The 17,655-nt window shown below is 60.1% G+C and carries 13 protein-coding genes, 5 tRNA genes and 1 pseudogene; 15 read left to right on the forward strand and 4 right to left on the reverse strand.

From position 1 onward, the window contains the following. Positions 1–16 precede the first annotated feature (16 nt). Positions 17–1,540, forward strand: a complete 1,524-nt coding sequence (locus D8U82_RS09815) for a nucleobase:cation symporter-2 family protein (protein WP_122692920.1) — start codon at positions 17–19, stop codon at positions 1,538–1,540. Positions 1,541–1,653: 113 nt separating this feature from the next. Here D8U82_RS09815 and D8U82_RS09820 read toward each other — a convergent pair. Then, positions 1,654–1,729: transfer RNA gene (locus tag D8U82_RS09820), tRNA-Asn, on the reverse strand. A gap of 219 nt (positions 1,730–1,948) precedes the next feature. On the opposite strand from D8U82_RS09820, the gene D8U82_RS09825 reads away from it, so the two are divergent. Continuing rightward, complete coding sequence (locus D8U82_RS09825; protein WP_024012377.1) at positions 1,949–2,179, forward strand: hypothetical protein; 231 nt, start codon at positions 1,949–1,951, stop codon at positions 2,177–2,179. On the opposite strand, the gene D8U82_RS09830 is transcribed toward D8U82_RS09825, so the two are convergent. Both D8U82_RS09830 and D8U82_RS09835 read right to left on the reverse strand, forming a co-directional pair. Beyond that, complete coding sequence (locus D8U82_RS09830) at positions 2,176–2,376, reverse strand: hypothetical protein (RefSeq protein WP_041478524.1); 201 nt, start codon at positions 2,374–2,376, stop codon at positions 2,176–2,178. The genes D8U82_RS09825 and D8U82_RS09830 overlap by 4 nt on opposite strands. Before the next feature lie 229 nt (positions 2,377–2,605). Further along, the gene (locus D8U82_RS09835; RefSeq protein WP_125927217.1) at positions 2,606–3,802 is read right to left on the reverse strand and encodes an amino acid aminotransferase; all 1,197 of its coding nucleotides are present in this window, start codon (positions 3,800–3,802) and stop codon (positions 2,606–2,608) included. A gap of 337 nt (positions 3,803–4,139) precedes the next feature. On the opposite strand from D8U82_RS09835, the gene uvrB reads away from it, so the two are divergent. The 13 genes and pseudogenes from uvrB (at position 4,140) to D8U82_RS09900 (ending at position 15,957) form a co-directional block, all read left to right on the forward strand. Next, on the forward strand, positions 4,140–6,155 hold the full coding sequence (gene uvrB / locus D8U82_RS09840; RefSeq protein WP_024012378.1) for an excinuclease ABC subunit UvrB: 2,016 nt from the start codon (positions 4,140–4,142) through the stop codon (positions 6,153–6,155). Between the two features lie 277 nt (positions 6,156–6,432). Then, positions 6,433–7,914 (forward strand): glutamate--tRNA ligase, encoded by a 1,482-nt coding sequence (gene gltX, locus D8U82_RS09845; protein WP_071171803.1) that lies wholly within the window; start codon positions 6,433–6,435, stop codon positions 7,912–7,914. A 188-nt stretch (positions 7,915–8,102) separates the two neighbouring features. Next, positions 8,103–8,178 (forward strand) — tRNA-Ala (locus tag D8U82_RS09850). A gap of 79 nt (positions 8,179–8,257) precedes the next feature. Further along, positions 8,258–8,333 (forward strand) — tRNA-Glu (locus D8U82_RS09855). Between the two features lie 53 nt (positions 8,334–8,386). Further along, positions 8,387–8,462: transfer RNA gene (locus D8U82_RS09860), tRNA-Ala, on the forward strand. A gap of 80 nt (positions 8,463–8,542) precedes the next feature. Further along, positions 8,543–8,618 (forward strand) — tRNA-Glu (locus D8U82_RS09865). Positions 8,619–8,799: 181 nt separating this feature from the next. Further along, positions 8,800–9,339 (forward strand): TetR/AcrR family transcriptional regulator, encoded by a 540-nt coding sequence (locus D8U82_RS09870; RefSeq protein ID WP_016773921.1) that lies wholly within the window; start codon positions 8,800–8,802, stop codon positions 9,337–9,339. A gap of 30 nt (positions 9,340–9,369) precedes the next feature. Next, on the forward strand, positions 9,370–10,203 hold the full coding sequence (locus D8U82_RS09875) for an alpha/beta fold hydrolase (protein WP_125927218.1): 834 nt from the start codon (positions 9,370–9,372) through the stop codon (positions 10,201–10,203). Positions 10,204–10,249: 46 nt separating this feature from the next. Further along, a complete protein-coding gene (locus tag D8U82_RS09880) occupies positions 10,250–10,693 on the forward strand; it encodes a thioesterase family protein (protein WP_016773923.1) in 444 nt (147 codons plus the stop codon). Between the two features lie 174 nt (positions 10,694–10,867). Next, complete coding sequence (locus D8U82_RS09885) at positions 10,868–11,827, forward strand: tRNA-dihydrouridine synthase (protein WP_130902129.1); 960 nt, start codon at positions 10,868–10,870, stop codon at positions 11,825–11,827. A 119-nt stretch (positions 11,828–11,946) separates the two neighbouring features. After that, complete coding sequence (locus D8U82_RS09890) at positions 11,947–12,393, forward strand: Hsp20 family protein (RefSeq protein WP_016773925.1); 447 nt, start codon at positions 11,947–11,949, stop codon at positions 12,391–12,393. 188 nt (positions 12,394–12,581) lie between these two features. Then, on the forward strand, positions 12,582–13,277 hold the full coding sequence (locus D8U82_RS09895) for a DUF1266 domain-containing protein (RefSeq protein ID WP_130902130.1): 696 nt from the start codon (positions 12,582–12,584) through the stop codon (positions 13,275–13,277). Continuing rightward, positions 13,274–15,957 (forward strand): annotated as a pseudogene (locus tag D8U82_RS09900) (DUF805 domain-containing protein). The gene D8U82_RS09895 and the pseudogene D8U82_RS09900 overlap by 4 nt, the downstream one beginning before the upstream one ends. Here the strand turns inward: D8U82_RS09900 and D8U82_RS09905 are convergent. After that, complete coding sequence (locus D8U82_RS09905; RefSeq protein ID WP_130902131.1) at positions 15,954–17,645, reverse strand: molecular chaperone HscC; 1,692 nt, start codon at positions 17,643–17,645, stop codon at positions 15,954–15,956. The pseudogene D8U82_RS09900 and the gene D8U82_RS09905 sit on opposite strands and share 4 nt — an antisense overlap. Positions 17,646–17,655: the final 10 nt, after the last annotated feature.

Genomic DNA, 17,655 nt, shown 5'->3' on the forward strand with positions numbered 1-17,655 from the left:
CAGGGAACCCCCCACCATGAAAACGCCCCATGTTTCACACCAACGGCCCGAGGACGAAAACCTCGGGGTCGGCGCGAATATGGCTTACGGCCTGCAACATGTTCTGACCATGTACGGCGGTATCGTTGCGGTGCCACTGATCATTGGCCAGGCGGCCGGTCTGTCGCCTGCGGACATTGGTCTGTTGATTGCTGCTTCATTGTTTGCGGGGGGGCTGGCGACGTTGCTGCAAACCCTGGGTCTACCGTTTTTTGGCTGTCAGCTGCCGCTGGTCCAGGGCGTATCGTTCTCCGGCGTGGCGACCATGGTTGCGATCGTCAGCAGCGGCGGGGAGGGCGGTTTCCAATCGGTGCTGGGTGCGGTGATTGCCGCCTCGTTGATCGGTTTGCTGATCACGCCGGTTTTCTCTCGCATCACCAAGTTCTTTCCGCCGCTGGTCACCGGCATTGTGATCACCACCATCGGCCTGACGCTGATGCCTGTTGCTGCACGCTGGGCGATGGGCGGCAACAGCCACGCGCCGGACTTCGGCAGCATGCAGAACATCGGTCTGGCGGCGGTCACGCTGGTGCTGGTGTTGCTGCTGAGCAAGGTTGGCAGCGCGACCATTTCTCGGCTGTCGATTCTGCTGGCCATGGTTATCGGCACGGTGCTGGCGGTGTTCCTTGGCATGGCGGATTTCTCCAGTGTCACCACCGGCCCCATGTTCGGCTTCCCGACACCGTTCCACTTCGGCATGCCGACCTTCCATTTCGCCGCGATCCTGTCGATGTGCATTGTGGTCATGGTGACGCTGGTGGAAACCTCGGCGGACATCCTCGCCGTGGGCGAGATCATTGACACCAAGGTGGATTCCAAACGCTTGGGTAACGGCCTGCGTGCCGATATGCTGTCGAGCATGTTCGCGCCGATCTTCGGATCGTTCACGCAAAGTGCTTTCGCGCAGAACGTCGGGCTGGTGGCGGTGACCGGGATCAAGAGCCGATTCGTGGTCGCTACCGGCGGCTTGTTCCTGGTGGTGCTCGGCCTGCTGCCGTTCATGGGCCGGGTGATTGCTGCCGTACCGACTTCGGTCCTTGGCGGCGCCGGGATCGTGCTGTTCGGCACCGTGGCGGCCAGCGGCATTCGCACCTTGTCGAAGGTGGACTACCGCAACAACGTCAACCTGATCATCGTTGCCACCTCGATCGGTTTCGGCATGATCCCGATCGCCGCGCCGAACTTCTACGATCATTTCCCGAGCTGGTTCGCGACTATTTTCCATTCGGGCATCAGTTCGTCGGCAATCATGGCGATCCTGCTCAACCTGGCGTTCAACCACTTCACGGCCGGCAATTCGGATCAACAATCGGTGTTCGCCGCCGCCGAAGAGCGCACGCTGCGTTATCGCGATCTCGCCGCGCTGCGTGAAGGCGATTACTTCAGCGACGGCAAGCTGCATGATTGCGATGGCAAGGAAGTGCCGGTGATCGAGCCGGATGATCACGACCATGGCCACGGCGCGCCTAGGGTGCAGGTGAAAAGCAGCGAACATGTCTGACCGCTGCGTCTGAAACAGAAAAGGCCGATCTGCCCAAACAGATCGGCCTTTTGGTATTTTTCGTGCGCCCACAAAAAAGCCCCTGAACCTTGCGATTCAGGGGCTTTGCTATTTGGCTCCACAACCTGGACTCGAACCAGGGACCCAGTGATTAACAGTCACTTGCTCTACCAACTGAGCTATTGCGGAATTGGTGCGTATGTTACTGATTCAAAAAGAGAAGTCAAGCATCGCCTGGCAACTTTTGCGATTCAGCGGGACGGACGGCATTTTGTCAGCGATTGGCGGTTACCAGAAAGGCCTCAGAGGTCTACCATGGCAGCCCGGAAGTGGTCACACGCGCTGCCGGCCATTCGCCGCAAAGGTACGCGCCATGACTCAAATCACCCGTAACACCGAGGTGCTCGCATGAGCACTGCACAGATCAGCCTGCCCAAAGGGATCGGCCCGCACGCCGAAAAACTTTTCGATGCAATCACCGGGGCAAGCACAGCCGAAGAATTGAACCGCGCTGGCGGCAAGGCTGAAGGTTTCGTGCTTGGTCTTGAAAGCAGCAAGGCCATCAAGAGCCAGGTCGCCGAATCGCTGTATGTGATTTACGACGATGCTGCCACTCAACGCTCGGCCGAGCTGGCTTAACTGCCGAAGGTAATCGTGCCGAGCATCAGCTTGGCATAGACCGCCGTCGCCGCCAGTTGCACCAGCCACAGGGCCAGGCCACCGAGGAATACCCCGGTGGCGACTTGCAGCACCAGGCTCTTTTCACGCTTGGCCGGAGCGCGCGGGATGAAATCATCCAGGTCGTCACGGTCAGCGCGCAGGTTGTCGTTTTTCATGTGGGTTCTCTTCAAAAAATCTCGGGTGTACACAAAACCGGTAGGAGCTGCGGAACGCTGCGATCTTTTGATCTTGATCTTAGAAACAAGATCAAAAGATCGCAGCCTCGTTGCACTCGTCAGCTCCTACACTTTGAATTGTGTGCAGTCTAGAGGTTGCAAGGCGTTTCCAGAGACAAATAAAAACGGGAAGCCCAAAAGGCTTCCCGTTTTTCATCACTGGCCGAAATCAGATGACCTGAACGATCGCGTCCGTCACAGCCTTGATGTTGCTCTGGTTCAGCGCGGCCACGCAGATGCGGCCGGTGTCCAGGGCGTAGATACCGAACTCGTTGCGCAGGCGATGCACTTGTTCAGTGGTCAGGCCGGAGTAGGAGAACATGCCGCGCTGACGACCAACGAAGCTGAAATCGCGGCCCGGGGCTTTTTCCGCCAGCAGGGCAACCATCTGCTCGCGCATGCCGCGAATACGCAGGCGCATCTCGGCCAGCTCGGCTTCCCACTGCGCGCGCAGTTCCGGGCTGTTCAGCACCGCAGCAACGATGCTGGCGCCGTGGGTCGGCGGGTTGGAGTAGTTGGTGCGGATCACGCGTTTGACCTGCGACAGCACGCGCGCGCTTTCTTCTTTCGATTCGCTGATGATCGACAGTGCGCCAACGCGTTCGCCGTACAGCGAGAACGACTTGGAGAACGAGCTCGAGACGAAAAAGGTCAGGCCGGATTCGGCGAACAGGCGCACAGCGGCGGCGTCTTCGTCGATGCCGTCGCCGAAACCCTGGTAAGCCATGTCGAGGAACGGCACGTGACCTTTGGCCTTGACCACTTCCAGCACCTTGTTCCAGTCCGCCGGGGTCAGGTCGACGCCGGTCGGGTTGTGGCAGCAAGCATGCAGGACAACGATCGAGCCGTTCGGCAGGGCGTTGAGGTCGTCGAGCATGCCGGCACGGTTCACGTCATGGGTGGCAGCGTCGTAGTAACGGTAGTTCTGCACCGGGAAACCAGCGGTTTCGAACAGCGCGCGGTGGTTTTCCCAGCTCGGGTCGCTGATCGCCACGACGGCGTTCGGCAGCAGTTGCTTGAGGAAGTCGGCACCGATTTTCAGTGCGCCGGTCCCGCCGACGGCCTGAGTGGTGATGACGCGACCGGCGCTGGTCAGCGGCGAGTCGTTGCCGAACAGCAATTTCTGCACGGCCTGGTCGTAGGCAGCGATGCCATCGATCGGCAGGTAACCGCGCGAAGCGTGTTGCGCGACGCGAATCGTCTCGGCTTCGATCACCGCGCGCAGCAGTGGAATTCGCCCCTCTTCGTTGCAGTACACGCCCACGCCCAGGTTGACCTTGGTGGTCCGGGTATCGGCGTTGAATGCTTCGTTGAGGCCCAGGATTGGATCGCGGGGTGCCATTTCGACAGCGGAGAACAGGCTCATTATTACGGCGGCTCTGAATGGAGAGTGGAGGGACGTGTCGCGCTCCAGCCGAATGCACTAGAGCGGTGCACAAACGGGGAGCTAGTATAGAGGCCATCACCGCGCAATGGCGACAGGCGAATCGGCTTTTAGGGTAAGTTTTTCCGATTATTTCTTGACCGTTAGTCGATTGACTTTGTCAGACTCTTTACCGGATGTAGGACGTTTGCCTTGAAAGGTCAGGCAATCGCCACCACATTCAGCACAATCCAGGTTTTTTCTTGCGCGACATCGGTCGTTTGCGGTCGTCCTCGTGGTGCTCCGTCTGACGCGGAACGCCGCGATTCCAGAGGTGTGTATGTCGGAATTCCAGCTAGTCACCCGCTTCGAGCCTGCCGGCGATCAGCCGGAAGCCATTCGCCAGTTGGTTGAGGGCATTGACGCCGGGCTGGCGCACCAGACACTGCTCGGTGTGACCGGTTCGGGCAAGACCTTCAGCATTGCCAACGTCATCTCCCAGGTCCAGCGGCCGACGCTCGTACTGGCGCCGAACAAGACCCTGGCCGCGCAGTTGTACGGGGAGTTCAAGGCGTTCTTCCCGAACAACGCCGTTGAATACTTCGTTTCCTACTACGACTACTACCAGCCCGAAGCCTATGTGCCGTCGTCCGACACCTTCATCGAGAAGGACGCGTCGATCAACGACCACATCGAGCAGATGCGGCTGTCCGCGACCAAGGCGTTGCTGGAACGCAAGGACGCGATCATCGTCACCACGGTCTCATGCATCTATGGTCTGGGCAGTCCGGAAACCTATCTGAAAATGGTCTTGCACGTTGATCGCGGTGACAAGCTCGATCAACGCGCGCTGCTGCGGCGCCTGGCCGACTTGCAATACACCCGCAACGACATGGATTTCGCCCGGGCGACGTTCCGCGTACGTGGCGATGTGATCGATATCTTCCCAGCGGAATCCGACCTCGAAGCGATCCGCATAGAGCTGTTCGATGACGAGGTCGAGAGCATTTCCGCCTTCGACCCACTGACCGGCGAAGTCATCCGCAAGATGCCGCGCTTCACTTTTTACCCGAAAAGTCACTACGTGACGCCTCGGGAAACCCTGCTCGATGCTATCGAAGGCATCAAGGTCGAATTGCAGGAGCGCCTCGAATACCTGCGCAGCAACAACAAACTGGTGGAAGCCCAGCGTCTGGAACAGCGCACCCGTTTCGACCTGGAAATGATCCTCGAACTGGGCTATTGCAACGGCATCGAAAACTATTCGCGCTACCTGTCCGGGCGTCCGGCCGGCGCGGCGCCACCCACCCTTTACGACTATCTGCCGGCCGACGCCTTGCTGGTGATCGACGAATCCCACGTCAGCGTGCCGCAGGTCGGCGCGATGTATAAGGGCGACCGTTCGCGTAAAGAGACGCTGGTCGAGTACGGCTTCCGCCTGCCTTCGGCGCTTGACAACCGGCCCATGCGTTTCGACGAGTGGGAAGGGGTCAGCCCGCAAACCATTTTCGTCTCGGCAACGCCCGGCAATTATGAAGCCGAGCACGCCGGGCGCGTGGTCGAACAGGTGGTGCGGCCGACTGGCCTGGTCGACCCGCAGGTTGAAGTGCGGCCGGCGCTGACCCAGGTCGATGACTTGCTCTCGGAAATCACCAAGCGTGTAGCGATCGAAGAACGTGTGCTGGTCACCACGCTGACCAAGCGCATGGCCGAAGACCTGACCGATTACCTCGCCGACCACGGCGTGCGCGTGCGTTATCTGCACTCGGACATCGACACCGTCGAGCGCGTCGAGATCATCCGCGATTTGCGCCTCGGCGTGTTCGATGTGCTGGTCGGGATCAACCTGCTGCGTGAAGGCCTCGACATGCCGGAAGTGTCGCTGGTGGCGATTCTCGATGCCGACAAGGAAGGCTTCCTGCGTTCCGAGCGCTCGCTGATCCAGACCATCGGTCGCGCGGCGCGTAACCTCAATGGCCGGGCGATTCTCTACGCCGATCGCATGACCGGTTCGATGGAGCGCGCGATTGGTGAGACCGAGCGCCGTCGCGAGAAGCAGATCGCCTTCAACCTTGAGAATGGCATTACCCCGAAAGGTGTGATCAAGGACGTCGCCGACATCATGGAAGGCGCCACCGTGCCGGGTTCGCGCAGCAAGAAGCGCAAAGGCATGGCCAAGGCCGCCGAAGAGAACGCCAAGTACGAAGCCGAGTTGCGCTCGCCAAGCGAAATCACCAAACGCATCCGCGCGCTGGAAGAGAAGATGTACCAATTGGCGCGGGATCTGGAGTTTGAAGCGGCGGCGCAGATGCGTGACGAGATTGCCAAACTGCGCGAACGATTGCTTACGGTATAAGGGATCGTTCCCACGCTCTGCGTGGGAACGCCGCCCGGGACGCTTTGCGTCCCATCGCTCGCGTGACGCAGAGCGTCACAGGATGCTTTCCCACGCAGAGCGTGGGAACGATCATTGTGTTTCCCTGTGGGAGCGAGCCTGCTCGCGAATGGCCTTCACACAAATCGGACGGCCTAGCGCATCCGGCTTAAATACCCTGCCCGCTGGAGCGGGGCGGGTGTCGCCTGTTACCATTCGCCGCTTGATTGTTCTGCTCTTCATTTTTTCGAGACAAGCCATGACCACCGTCCGCACTCGCATCGCGCCATCGCCTACCGGGGACCCCCACGTAGGTACCGCTTACATCGCATTGTTCAACTACTGCTTTGCCAAGCAGCACGGCGGTGAGTTCATCCTGCGCATCGAAGACACCGATCAGTTGCGTTCGACCCGCGAGTCCGAACAGCAGATCTTCGACGCCCTGCGCTGGCTCGGTATCGACTGGAGCGAAGGCCCGGATGTCGGCGGCCCGCACGGCCCTTATCGGCAGAGCGAGCGCGGCGATATCTACCAGAAGTACTGCCAGCAACTGGTCGACATGGGTCATGCGTTCCCGTGCTTCTGCACTGCTGAAGAACTCGATCAGATGCGCGCCGAGCAAATGGCTCGCGGCGAAACTCCGCGCTACGACGGCCGCGCACTGCTGCTGTCGAAGGAAGAAGTCGCGGCGCGCCTGGCTGCTGGCGAACCGCACGTGATTCGTATGAAGGTGCCGAGCGAAGGCGTTTGCGTAGTGCCGGACATGTTGCGTGGCGACGTCGAGATCCCGTGGGATCGCATGGACATGCAAGTGCTGATGAAGACCGACGGCCTGCCGACGTACTTTCTCGCCAACGTCGTCGACGATCACCTGATGGGCATCACCCACGTGCTGCGTGGCGAAGAGTGGCTGCCATCGGCACCGAAACTGATCTTGCTCTACGAATACTTCGGCTGGGAACAACCAGAGCTGTGCTACATGCCGCTGCTGCGCAACCCGGACAAGAGCAAGCTGTCCAAGCGCAAGAACCCGACCTCGGTGACGTTCTACGAGCGCATGGGCTTCATGCCGGAAGCGATGCTCAACTACCTCGGGCGCATGGGCTGGTCGATGCCGGACGAGCGCGAGAAGTTCTCGCTGCAGGAAATGGTCGACAACTTCGACCTCAAGCGCGTTTCCCTCGGCGGGCCGATCTTCGATATCGAGAAGTTGTCGTGGCTCAACGGCCAGTGGCTGCGCGATCTGCCGGTGGAAGAGTTTGCCGCCCGCGTGCAGAAGTGGGCGTTCAACTCCGACTACATGATGAAGATCGCGCCGCACGTGCAGGGCCGGGTTGAAACGTTCAGCCAGGTCGCACCGCTGGCGGGGTTCTTCTTTGCTGGCGGCGTGAATCCGGATGCCAAGCTGTTTGAGTCGAAAAAACTCTCCGGCGATCAGGTTCGCCAGTTGATGCAATTGATCCTGTGGAAACTGGAAAGTCTGCGGCAGTGGGAGAAGGACAGCATCACCGCGACGATTCAGGCGGTGGTCGAATCCCTCGAGCTGAAACTGCGCGATGCGATGCCGCTGATGTTTGCTGCGATCACCGGGCAGGCGAGTTCGGTGTCGGTGCTCGATGCGATGGAAATCCTCGGCCCGGATCTCACCCGATTCCGCTTGCGCCAGGCGATTGACCTGCTGGGCGGCGTGTCGAAGAAAGAAAACAAAGAGTGGGAAAAGCTCTTGGGCGCCATCGCCTGATTGCTTTTGCTTCTCTGCAGGACTGCCGAAGGCTGCGATCTTTTGATCCTGCCTTCGGCGTTTCTCCCGAATTTACGGGGGAGGGCGGTAAGTGATTGTTATCCCGGCAAAAAATTTTGAAATTTTTCAAAAATAAGTTTGACAGGCTTTCGATACGCCCTTAAGATTCGCCCCGTCCTCAGCGATGAGGGGCTATAGCTCAGCTGGGAGAGCGCTTGCATGGCATGCAAGAGGTCGACGGTTCGATCCCGTCTAGCTCCACCAATTTACACTTCGAGGTCTGGCCACACTGGCCTTGAAGCGATCAACACTCAGCGTTGATCAGTTGTATAGAAGGGTTTGCGTCCCCTTCGTCTAGTGGCCTAGGACACCGCCCTTTCACGGCGGTAACAGGGGTTCGAGTCCCCTAGGGGACGCCAGTTTTACAGAAGTGATGTTGCAAGAGATCACTCCGCCGCGAGGCGAAAAATCCGGGGCTATAGCTCAGCTGGGAGAGCGCCTGCATGGCATGCAGGAGGTCAGCGGTTCGATCCCGCTTAGCTCCACCAATTTTACAGTTCAAGGTCTGGCCACACCGGCCTTGAATCGATCAGCTCTCAGCACTGATCAGTTGTATAGAAGGGTTTGTGTCCCCTTCGTCTAGTGGCCTAGGACACCGCCCTTTCACGGCGGTAACAGGGGTTCGAGTCCCCTAGGGGACGCCACGATTACCCGCTCTGCGGGATTTATAAGGGTCATTCAATTATTGAATGGCCCTTTTGTTTGTCCGGCGTTTGGCCAACTCTCCTTTTTCCTTACACTGTGCTTCAGACCAGCGGTCATATTCATGACTTGCGGAATATTATTATGCGAATAATATTCTAGTCGTAATATTCGGAGGCAACGATGAACGATAAAAAAGCTCAAACCCGCGAACGCATCCTCAAGGCTGCCAGCGCCGCACTGATTCAGCGCGGCCCGGCTGACCCGAGCGTGGGCGAAGTGATGGGCGCAGCCGGCCTGACCGTCGGCGGCTTCTACGCACACTTCGAAAGCAAGGACGCGATGATGCTCGAAGCGTTCAAGCAACTGCTGGGCCGCCGTCGCGACCTGATTGCCGACATGGACGCCGATCTGACCGGCGAAGAGCGTCGCGCTTTGGTGGCTGCGTTCTACCTGTCACGCAAACACCGGGATTCCAGCGAAGCCGCATGCCCGATTCCGGCCTCGATTGGCGAATTGGGGCGTTTGCCGGAGTCGTTCCGCATCGCGCTGAACGAGCATCTGGAGCTGATGGTCGCGCAACTGGCCGCCAGCCCTGAAGACACCGACAAGGCTTTGGCCGATGTCGCGTTGATGGTCGGTGGTCTGGCCTTGGCCAGGGCGCTGGGTCCGGGAGAGTTATCCGATCGATTGCTGCGCGCCGCCAAGTCGGCGGTGCGTTGACCTGAAGGCAACAAGCCTGAGGAGAGTGCGATGAACGCGTTGAAGTGGGTTCGTGGCGTTAACGGTACCTTGGGCTGGTTTGCACCGAAGCTGGTGGCGAGCAAAATGCGTCTGGCGTTCATGACGCCCCGCGCGCTACCGCTGCGCGATTGGGAGCTGCCGCTGTTGGCCAGCTCCGAACGCATCACGTTGCGCTTCGGCCTGTCGGCGCTGCGCTGGGGCCAAGGCCCGACAGTGTTGCTGATGCATGGTTGGGAAGGGCGGCCAACGCAGTTCGCCTCGCTGATCAATGCTCTGGTCGATGCCGGCTATACCGTCGTCGCGCTTGATGGCCCGGCTCACGGTCGCTCCCCTGGGCGCGAAGCCAATGTAGTGCTGTTCGCCCGCGCCATGCTTGAAGCGGCTGCCGAATTGCCGCCGCTGCAAGCGGTTATCGGCCATTCCATGGGCGGCGCCAGCGCGATGCTCGCCGTGCAATTGGGTCTGCGCACGGAAACTCTGGTCAGCATCGCCGCACCGTCGCGGATTCTCGGCGTGCTGCGCGGTTTTGCGCGAATGGTTGGCATGCCGCCGCGCGCGCGTTCGGCGTTTATTCGTCAGGTCGAGCAGGACGTCGGCATGCGCGCCGCAACGCTGGACGTGGCCCACTATCAACTGGATATGCCCGGCCTGATCGTGCACGCCGAGGACGACAATTTCGTCTCGGTCAAAGAATCGCAATTGATTCACGAAGCCTGGTTCGACAGCCGCCTGCTGCGCCTGGAAAGCGGCGGCCATCAGCGGGTGCTGGCCGACCCTCGAGTGATTGATGGTGTGTTATCACTGCTTGCCGGTCGCAGCCTTCAAACGCGCCAATCGGCCTGAGCTCCGTTACACTGCCCCGGTTGAATACTTTGACCGGGAGTGGGGCATGGGCTGGGATCGGGCAACGCCGTTTACCATTGATCTGCAAGTAGGCGCCGAAGACATCGACGGGCTCGGGCACGCCAATAACGCGGTGTACGTGACCTGGCTCGAGCGCTGCGCCTGGCGCCATTCGCAGCGCCTCGGCCTGGACCTGGTCGAATACCGGCGGCTGGATCGGGCGATGGCGGTCGTCCGCCATGAAATCGATTACCTGGCCGCCGCCTACGAAGGCGATGAACTGCAGCTGGCGACCTGGATCGTCGACTGGGATCAGCGCCTGAAAATGACCCGGCATTTCCAGCTCAAACGCCCCAGCGACAACGCCACCCTGCTGCGCGCGCAGACCACGTTTGTCTGCATCGAACTGTCGACCGGCAAGCCCAAGCGCATGCCGGCTGAATTCATCGAAGGCTATGGCCCGGCGATCCAGATTGCAGAGGCGATGTAAATCTCACCCTGTGGGAGCGAGCCTGCTCGCGAAAGCGTCAGGTCAGTCACACATGCATGAACTGACAGGCCGCCTTCGCGAGCAGGCTCGCTCCCACAGAGAGATGTGTTGTTCTGCGGTCTTCCACGATATCCAGTAAACTGCCGCACGTTTTTTCTTCAAGTAGTGTTTCCCATGCAAATTGCTCTGGCGCCCATGGAAGGGTTGGTCGACGACATCCTGCGCGACGTGCTGACCCGCGTTGGCGGCATCGACTGGTGCGTGACCGAATTCATTCGGGTCAACGACCAGTTGCTCACCCCGGCGTACTTCCACAAGTTCGGCCCCGAGCTGCTCAACGGCGCTCGCACCGCGTCCGGCGTGCCGCTGCGCGTGCAATTGCTCGGTTCTGATCCGGTATGCCTGGCGGAAAACGCTGCGCTGGCCTGCGAACTCGGTTCTGAGGTGATCGACCTCAACTTCGGCTGCCCGGCCAAGACCGTCAACAAATCCCGCGGCGGCGCCGTGCTGCTCAAGGAGCCGGAGCTGCTCAACCAGATCGTCGAGCATGTCCGTCGCGCCGTACCGGCGCACATCCCGGTCACCGCGAAAATGCGCCTGGGTTTCGACAGTCCTGACGGCTCGCTGGTCTGCGCCACGGCGCTGGCCGAAGGCGGGGCGGAGCACATCGTCGTACATGCGCGGACGAAAATGGACGGCTACAAACCGCCGGCTCATTGGGAGTGGATCCCGCGCGTGCAGGACGTGGTCAAGGTGCCGGTGTTCGCCAACGGCGACATCTGGAGCGTCGAAGACTGGCGCCGTTGCCGCGAAATCAGTGGCGTGGAAGACATCATGCTCGGTCGGGGTCTGGTCTCCCGCCCCGATCTTGCCCGGCAGATCGCTGCGGCGCGCGCTGGAGAAGAGGTCGTCGAGATGACCTGGGCCGAGCTGATGCCGCTGATTCAGGACTTCTGGCTGCAGGCCAAGGCGCAAATGACCGCGCGCCAATCGCCCGGTCGCCTCAAGCAATGGCTGGCCATGCTGACGCGCAACTACCCGGAAGCCGCCGAGCTTTTCACCGTTCTGCGCCGTGAAACCGAGCCGGATCAAGTCTCGCGTCTGCTCGGATTGCCGTTCGTCGAGGCCGCATAAAAAATCTCAAAATAATCTCTTGAAATCAAAACAGCGGTCCCTATCTAAGGGTTACGCGATGCCGAATTCGGGTCGCGGAGACACAAAACCTTGCTGATTGTTTTCAGGAGATTTGAATCATGAGTACTGCATTTTCTCTCGCGCCACTGTTCCGTTCCTCGGTAGGTTTCGACCGTTTCAACGACCTGTTCGAAACCGCCCTGCGCAACGAGCCAGGCAGCAGCTATCCACCTTACAACGTCGAAAAACACGGTGATGACCAATACCGTATCGTCGTTGCGGCCGCCGGTTTCCAGGAAGAAGACCTGGACCTGCAAGTCGAGAAGGGTGTGCTGACCATCAGTGGCGGCAAGCGTGACACTGACGAGAGCGTCACGTTCTTGCATCAAGGCATCGCTCAGCGAGCCTTCAAGCTGTCGTTCCGTCTGGCCGATCACATCGAGATCAAGGACGCTGCCCTGCGCAACGGCCTGCTGAGCATCGACCTGCTCCGTGTGATCCCGGAAGAAGCGAAAGCCAAGCGCATCCCGATCAATGGAGCGCAGCAGCCGGCGTTGCAGCATTGATTCATGTGCTGACACACAATCGCCCGAACCGGCGATAAGCCGCTGAACGAAAGGCCCCGATACGTCGGGGCCTTTTTTGTGCGCGCAGTCAAAGCGATGCAGGGTTTGCCGCTGTTGGCGGGGCTCTTTACAATCGGCGCAGTTTTGCCGGCCCCCATTTCCCAGCGGTCGGCCTGGAGCCTTTTTTCATGGACGAGATTCAACAGCGCTGGCTGTGCGCGTTGTCCGCACCAATGGCCGCGCTCAACACCGGCGCCGGGTATGACGACCCGGCGTTCTGCAACGATCGTTACATCAACCTCAAGGAAAGTTGGGGTATCGATGATCGGCAACAGTTGTTCGACATGCTCGGATGGATGACCGACGACGGCCATGCCAAACACCTCAGTGCGGCCTATCTGGCGTGGCAGCGATCCCTGCCGAGTGAATGGCAGTCGTTGCTCAATGAGCTGAGCCCGCGCGAGCGCGTCCTGCATGAATTTGCCAGCCGTACCTTCGGCAGCTGTGGTCCCGGCGGCATCTTGTCCTGGGATTACGGCCGGATGGGCTTTCTGTTGCGCTGCGCCGTACGTAATCAATGGATCGATCTGGCCGAGAGCAACTGGTTGCACAGTCGTCTGGCGTTGAGGGCGCAGTTTCATTACGGCAGCTGGATGGCTTACTTCAACGGCTTTCTGGTGGGACGAACCTTTTGGTGCTGCATGAGTAAAAGCGATGATGAACTGGCGGTCGAGATGAGTCGTGAGGGCACCAGCGCTTTCAACACCAGGATTGCCCGAGGTCTTGCGCAAAACATTCCACACTTTCTCGCTGATCTGCCTTGGCACATGGATATTGATCCGCCGTCTCGTCCGGCATCGCTTGGGGAGTTCGACTGGTCATGAGTTGCTGGATTCGACTGGGCATTGAACCGACTACTGACGAAACCCTGATTCGCAGCGCCTATCGCGCCCGCTTGCCGGCGCACCATCCGGAAACCGATCCGGAAGGTTTTCAAGCGCTACGCATGGCCTACGAGAGTGCCCTGCGTCTGGCCCGTGAAGAGGAGGAAGAGGCTGGAGACGAGATCGACGCTGCACAAGCCAATGTCGTTCGGGCGCCTCAAGCTTTCCTGGATTTCTGTGCGCTGCTGGATGATCCCGCGCGACGATTCAATCACACGGCGTGGCAGGCATTCGTCCGGACGCTGGATGAATTGTCACTGGAGGTTTTAGATGACCTCAACTGGGGCTTGTACCACCGACTGTCCGGCGCCGGTCCGTTGTCCTACCGTTGTGCGAATCTGTTGGCGCAGCGCATGGCCTGGGACCAGCAATTGCTCGATCTGGCATTCGACGATGCGCAAGCGGTAGAAGGCTTTTTGCAGCGCATCAAGACGCCCGACCCGTTCGACACGGATCTGATGAGCGCCTGGTCAGAGCCGGCACAGACCGAGTCGCTGTGGTATGCCCGTAGCCTCGATTACATCTTTACTCAGCGTCCGCTTCACGAGTTCGCCGAGTTCGCCAGTCGGCACACGTGCTTGCCGTTGCCCAACGATGCCGCGTACCTCAAGCGGTTGCTGGTGCAGTTCACCCAAGCGGGGATGGGCGCGCCGACGTTCCTGCAGTGCTGTGCCGAACAGCACGATGCCGCGCCGGATAACGTCGACTGGCTGTACCTGCTGGCGTGTCAGTACAGTCTGTTGGGGCACGACGATCAAGCGTTTCCATGCTGGATTCGGCTCTGGAGCGAACATCTCCATCCCGCGGCAGAGAGTCGCTTGCTGGAGCTGTGTGCCAAGCGTCAGCCGACCTTTCTGCCGTTGCTGATTCAGGCGTTCGATCGTCTGGAGGACTGCGCCGTTTGGCCGGACGAACTGGGTGCTGAGTGCCAGGTGTATGGCAGTCCGTCACAACGGCCCGAGACCTTGACCCGTTGGTTGGGTGTCGGACGGCTCAAGCTTGATGCACTGGCGCAAAGCTTTGTTGATTGGCGCATGGCGGGCGACGAGTTGCCATTGCTCGCGCAGTTGATCGGCGAAAACCACGACAGCCGTTTGCTGCGTCTGTACCGGCACGCGTGGGCGCTGCATCGTGGTGATTCGGCCTTGTTGCAGCAGATTGTCGACGAACCGCTGCCGGTGGACGCGCTGGAATGCCTGGTTTTGAGCGGCCTGAAGTATCAGGCCAGGCAACATCTGCATTGGCTGGCCAAGGCGCCTGTTGCGCAGGCCATGAGCGCTTTCACTGACTCGCAAACACTTTCACCGCAATTGCCGCTCGCGTTGTCCGAAGGTGCGCTGCACAAGGTTTGTCGTCTGTGGTTGCAGCGCTTGCGGCCCTATAGCGACACGGCGCTTGCACGCATCGCCGACGCGTTCGAGCTGAGTGCGGTCAAAGACGGCAATGACCTCACGGAGCTTGATCTCATGCTCCAGTTGAGTCGGCGCGCGACAGGTTTGCCGCCGATCGGGTTGGGAGCGGCCATCTGGGATTGGCACGCTCAAACCGTGTTTTTTCTGGCATTGCTGGAACAACCCGAGCGCTGGTTGCAATTGATTGATGCGCAGTGTCTGGAGCGTTTGCCGTTCAATCCTGCGCATCCTTTGAGCCGACTGCAGCCGCTATTGCGGCGCTTGCTGCGTGAGCAGGGCAATTGCGCCGGTTTGCTCGGCTGGCTGCAGGGTGACGATCCTGTGCACGGTTTGCTGGTGCAACAGTTGTTCAGTGTCGAGCAGGCTCTCGACAGCGCCAGGCTGCCCGCCAACATCCTGCTTTACACCTGCGTCGAAAGTGACCGTGCGGCGATGATCTGCTGGGCTTGTTGATGTTCTGGGGCGTGCTCTACCACGATCCAGGCCTGAGCGCCGAGCAGCACCGGGCGTTGTTGCAGTCGATTGAAGCGGTCAGTTGCGAGGATGACTGGTTCGAAGGCTTTCGCGACGGTCTGATCAAGGGCGAACCGGTGTGGCCACCGCGCAAGGTGTTGACGGATTTCGGTGTCGACAAACTATTGGCCTATGAGGCGCTGGATGCGCTCAAAAGCTTGATTCGCTACGGCGCTGCCGGTGTGCCGAAAACGCGAGTATTGCGGCAACTGCAGCAGGGTAAGGATGACGTGCAGAACAGCGTCGGTTTGCGCTTGGCACTGTGCGCGTTGCTGTCGTGGTCGGAGCGGTTGCTGTTAGCCAACAGTGATGTCCAGCCAGTACCAGCGAAAGCGTTCTGGCGCCTCGGATCACGGCTGGGGCGCAAGGCTTTTATCGCTCAGGTCCTGGGATGCGTAGTGATAACCCCAATAGCCGGGCTGATAACTGGCACGACGATTGGCGGGATGCTCATCTTTTTGCTTGGCGTGCTGCTGTTGTTCGCGGCAGTTGTACGGCGGTTGCACGATATGGGCCGGGGCATACCGACACTGCTGATATTTCTTGGATTGTCGCCGTTTCTGCCATTCCTGCCGCTGGTGTTGTTCGGCTTTTCGGGAGACAAACTGCCTAACCGCTATGGCGTGCCGCCGGACAGTGGGGCAGATATGTTGTCCGGCGGGTTGCAGGCTGCTTTACGGCAACTGAACGGTTAAAGACGCATCTGGTCCAGCGCATCATTCAGCGCTGAGCGGTGGCTGGCGATTTCGCTGGCTTGCTGGCCGGCAAGCACGGTGTTGAAGGTGTCCATCCACTCGGCAATGCGCGCACGCTCGTCGCCCAGAGTTTGCATCCATGCTCGCTCCAGGCGTGCGAGCAGGGTGCGGTTGGGCAGGGCGTCGCGAGGGTGGACTTTGAGCGTCGCGAGCCGGGCATGGCTGTCTCTGCGCGCCTGTTCATCCAGTCCGGTCGGGCTGCGGTCGATGCTGTGGCCGTAACGTTCGCCGGTTTCCAGAAGCGTGACGTCGACTTCCAGCAGGCCGTTGATGTCATAACTGAAACGCACATCGAGGCTCTGCAGCTGCTCACTAGGGGTGAACTGGATGTCGAAAGAATCGATGAAAATATTGTCGCGTACCCACGGGCGTTCCCCTTGATACACCGCGATCCGGATTTCAGTCTGTTGCGCAAACGTCGTCGAGTAACGCTGCACCCGTGACGTTGGAATCACCGTGTTACGTTCGATGATCGGCGAGAACGCGCCACTGACGCCTTCGCCACGATTGGTCGAAATCCCCAGCGTATACGGACAGACATCCGTCAGAATCAATTCCTCAACCGCACCGTCCCGCGCCTTGCATGCTGCCTGCGTCGCCGCCCCCAGCGCCACGATAGTATCCGGATCAAGATGCCGATAAGGCAGGCGTCCAAACAATGTGGCGACCATTTGCTGCACCGCCGGCATGCGCGTGGCGCCACCGACCAGCACCAGGCTGTCGAGGTCGCGCGGTTTCAGTCGGGCATCGCGCAGAGCCTGTTCGATTGGCGCGCGCAAGCGGGCCAGCAACAGCTCCCATATTTTCACTGCAGCGGCTTCATCCAGTTCCCATTCGAATGTCTGCTCGGCATACCGCCAGCTCAAGTGCTGCGCGCCTTCGCCGAGTTTGCATTTCAGCTGTTCGAGCGCATCACCGAGGCTGGCCATGGCTTGTGCATCGATCGTTGAGGGGGTGAGTTGCCAGTGTTTCAGGCAGGCCTGCAACAGGGCGGCGGTGAAGTCTTCGCCGCCAAGAAAGTTGTCACCGGTGGAGGCGTGCACTTCGATCAGCGGCAATGCGTATTCGAGCACGGTGACGTCGAACGTGCCGCCGCCGAGATCGAATATCAGCGTGCGTTCGAACTTCTGTTCGTGCAGGCCGTACGCCATGGCGGCAGCGGTCGGTTCATTGATCAGGCGCGTCACGGACAGCCCGGCCAGTTCGGCGGCGAACAAGGTGCGCTTGCGCTGCTCGTCACTGAAATATGCCGGTACGGAAATGACCGCTTCTGTGACCGCCTGGCCGAGAAAGGCTTCCGCGTCCTGCTTGAGTGAGCCAAGTACCAGCGCCGACAACTCTTCCGGGCTGAACTGGCGAGAGCCGAGCTGGATTTGCCTGTCGCTGCCCATGAAGCGCTTGAACGCGGCGGCAGTGCGTTCCGGGTGCGTGGTCAGGCGGGCGCGGGCGGCTTTGCCGACCAGAATCGTGTCGTCTTCATCAAGGCTGACCACCAACGGTGTCAGCACATCGCCGAGGGCGTTGCGGATCAGTTCGGCGCGGCCTTCACGCCAGACGGCGATCAGGCTGTTGGTGGTGCCAAGGTCGATGCCCAGCAGGGCCGGGCGGGGAAGGGATGCATCCTGCATGGTTGATCTC

It is taken from the genome of Pseudomonas sp. Sample_23, from assembly GCF_004307595.1.
Classification (GTDB): domain Bacteria; phylum Pseudomonadota; class Gammaproteobacteria; order Pseudomonadales; family Pseudomonadaceae; genus Aquipseudomonas; species Aquipseudomonas atacamensis.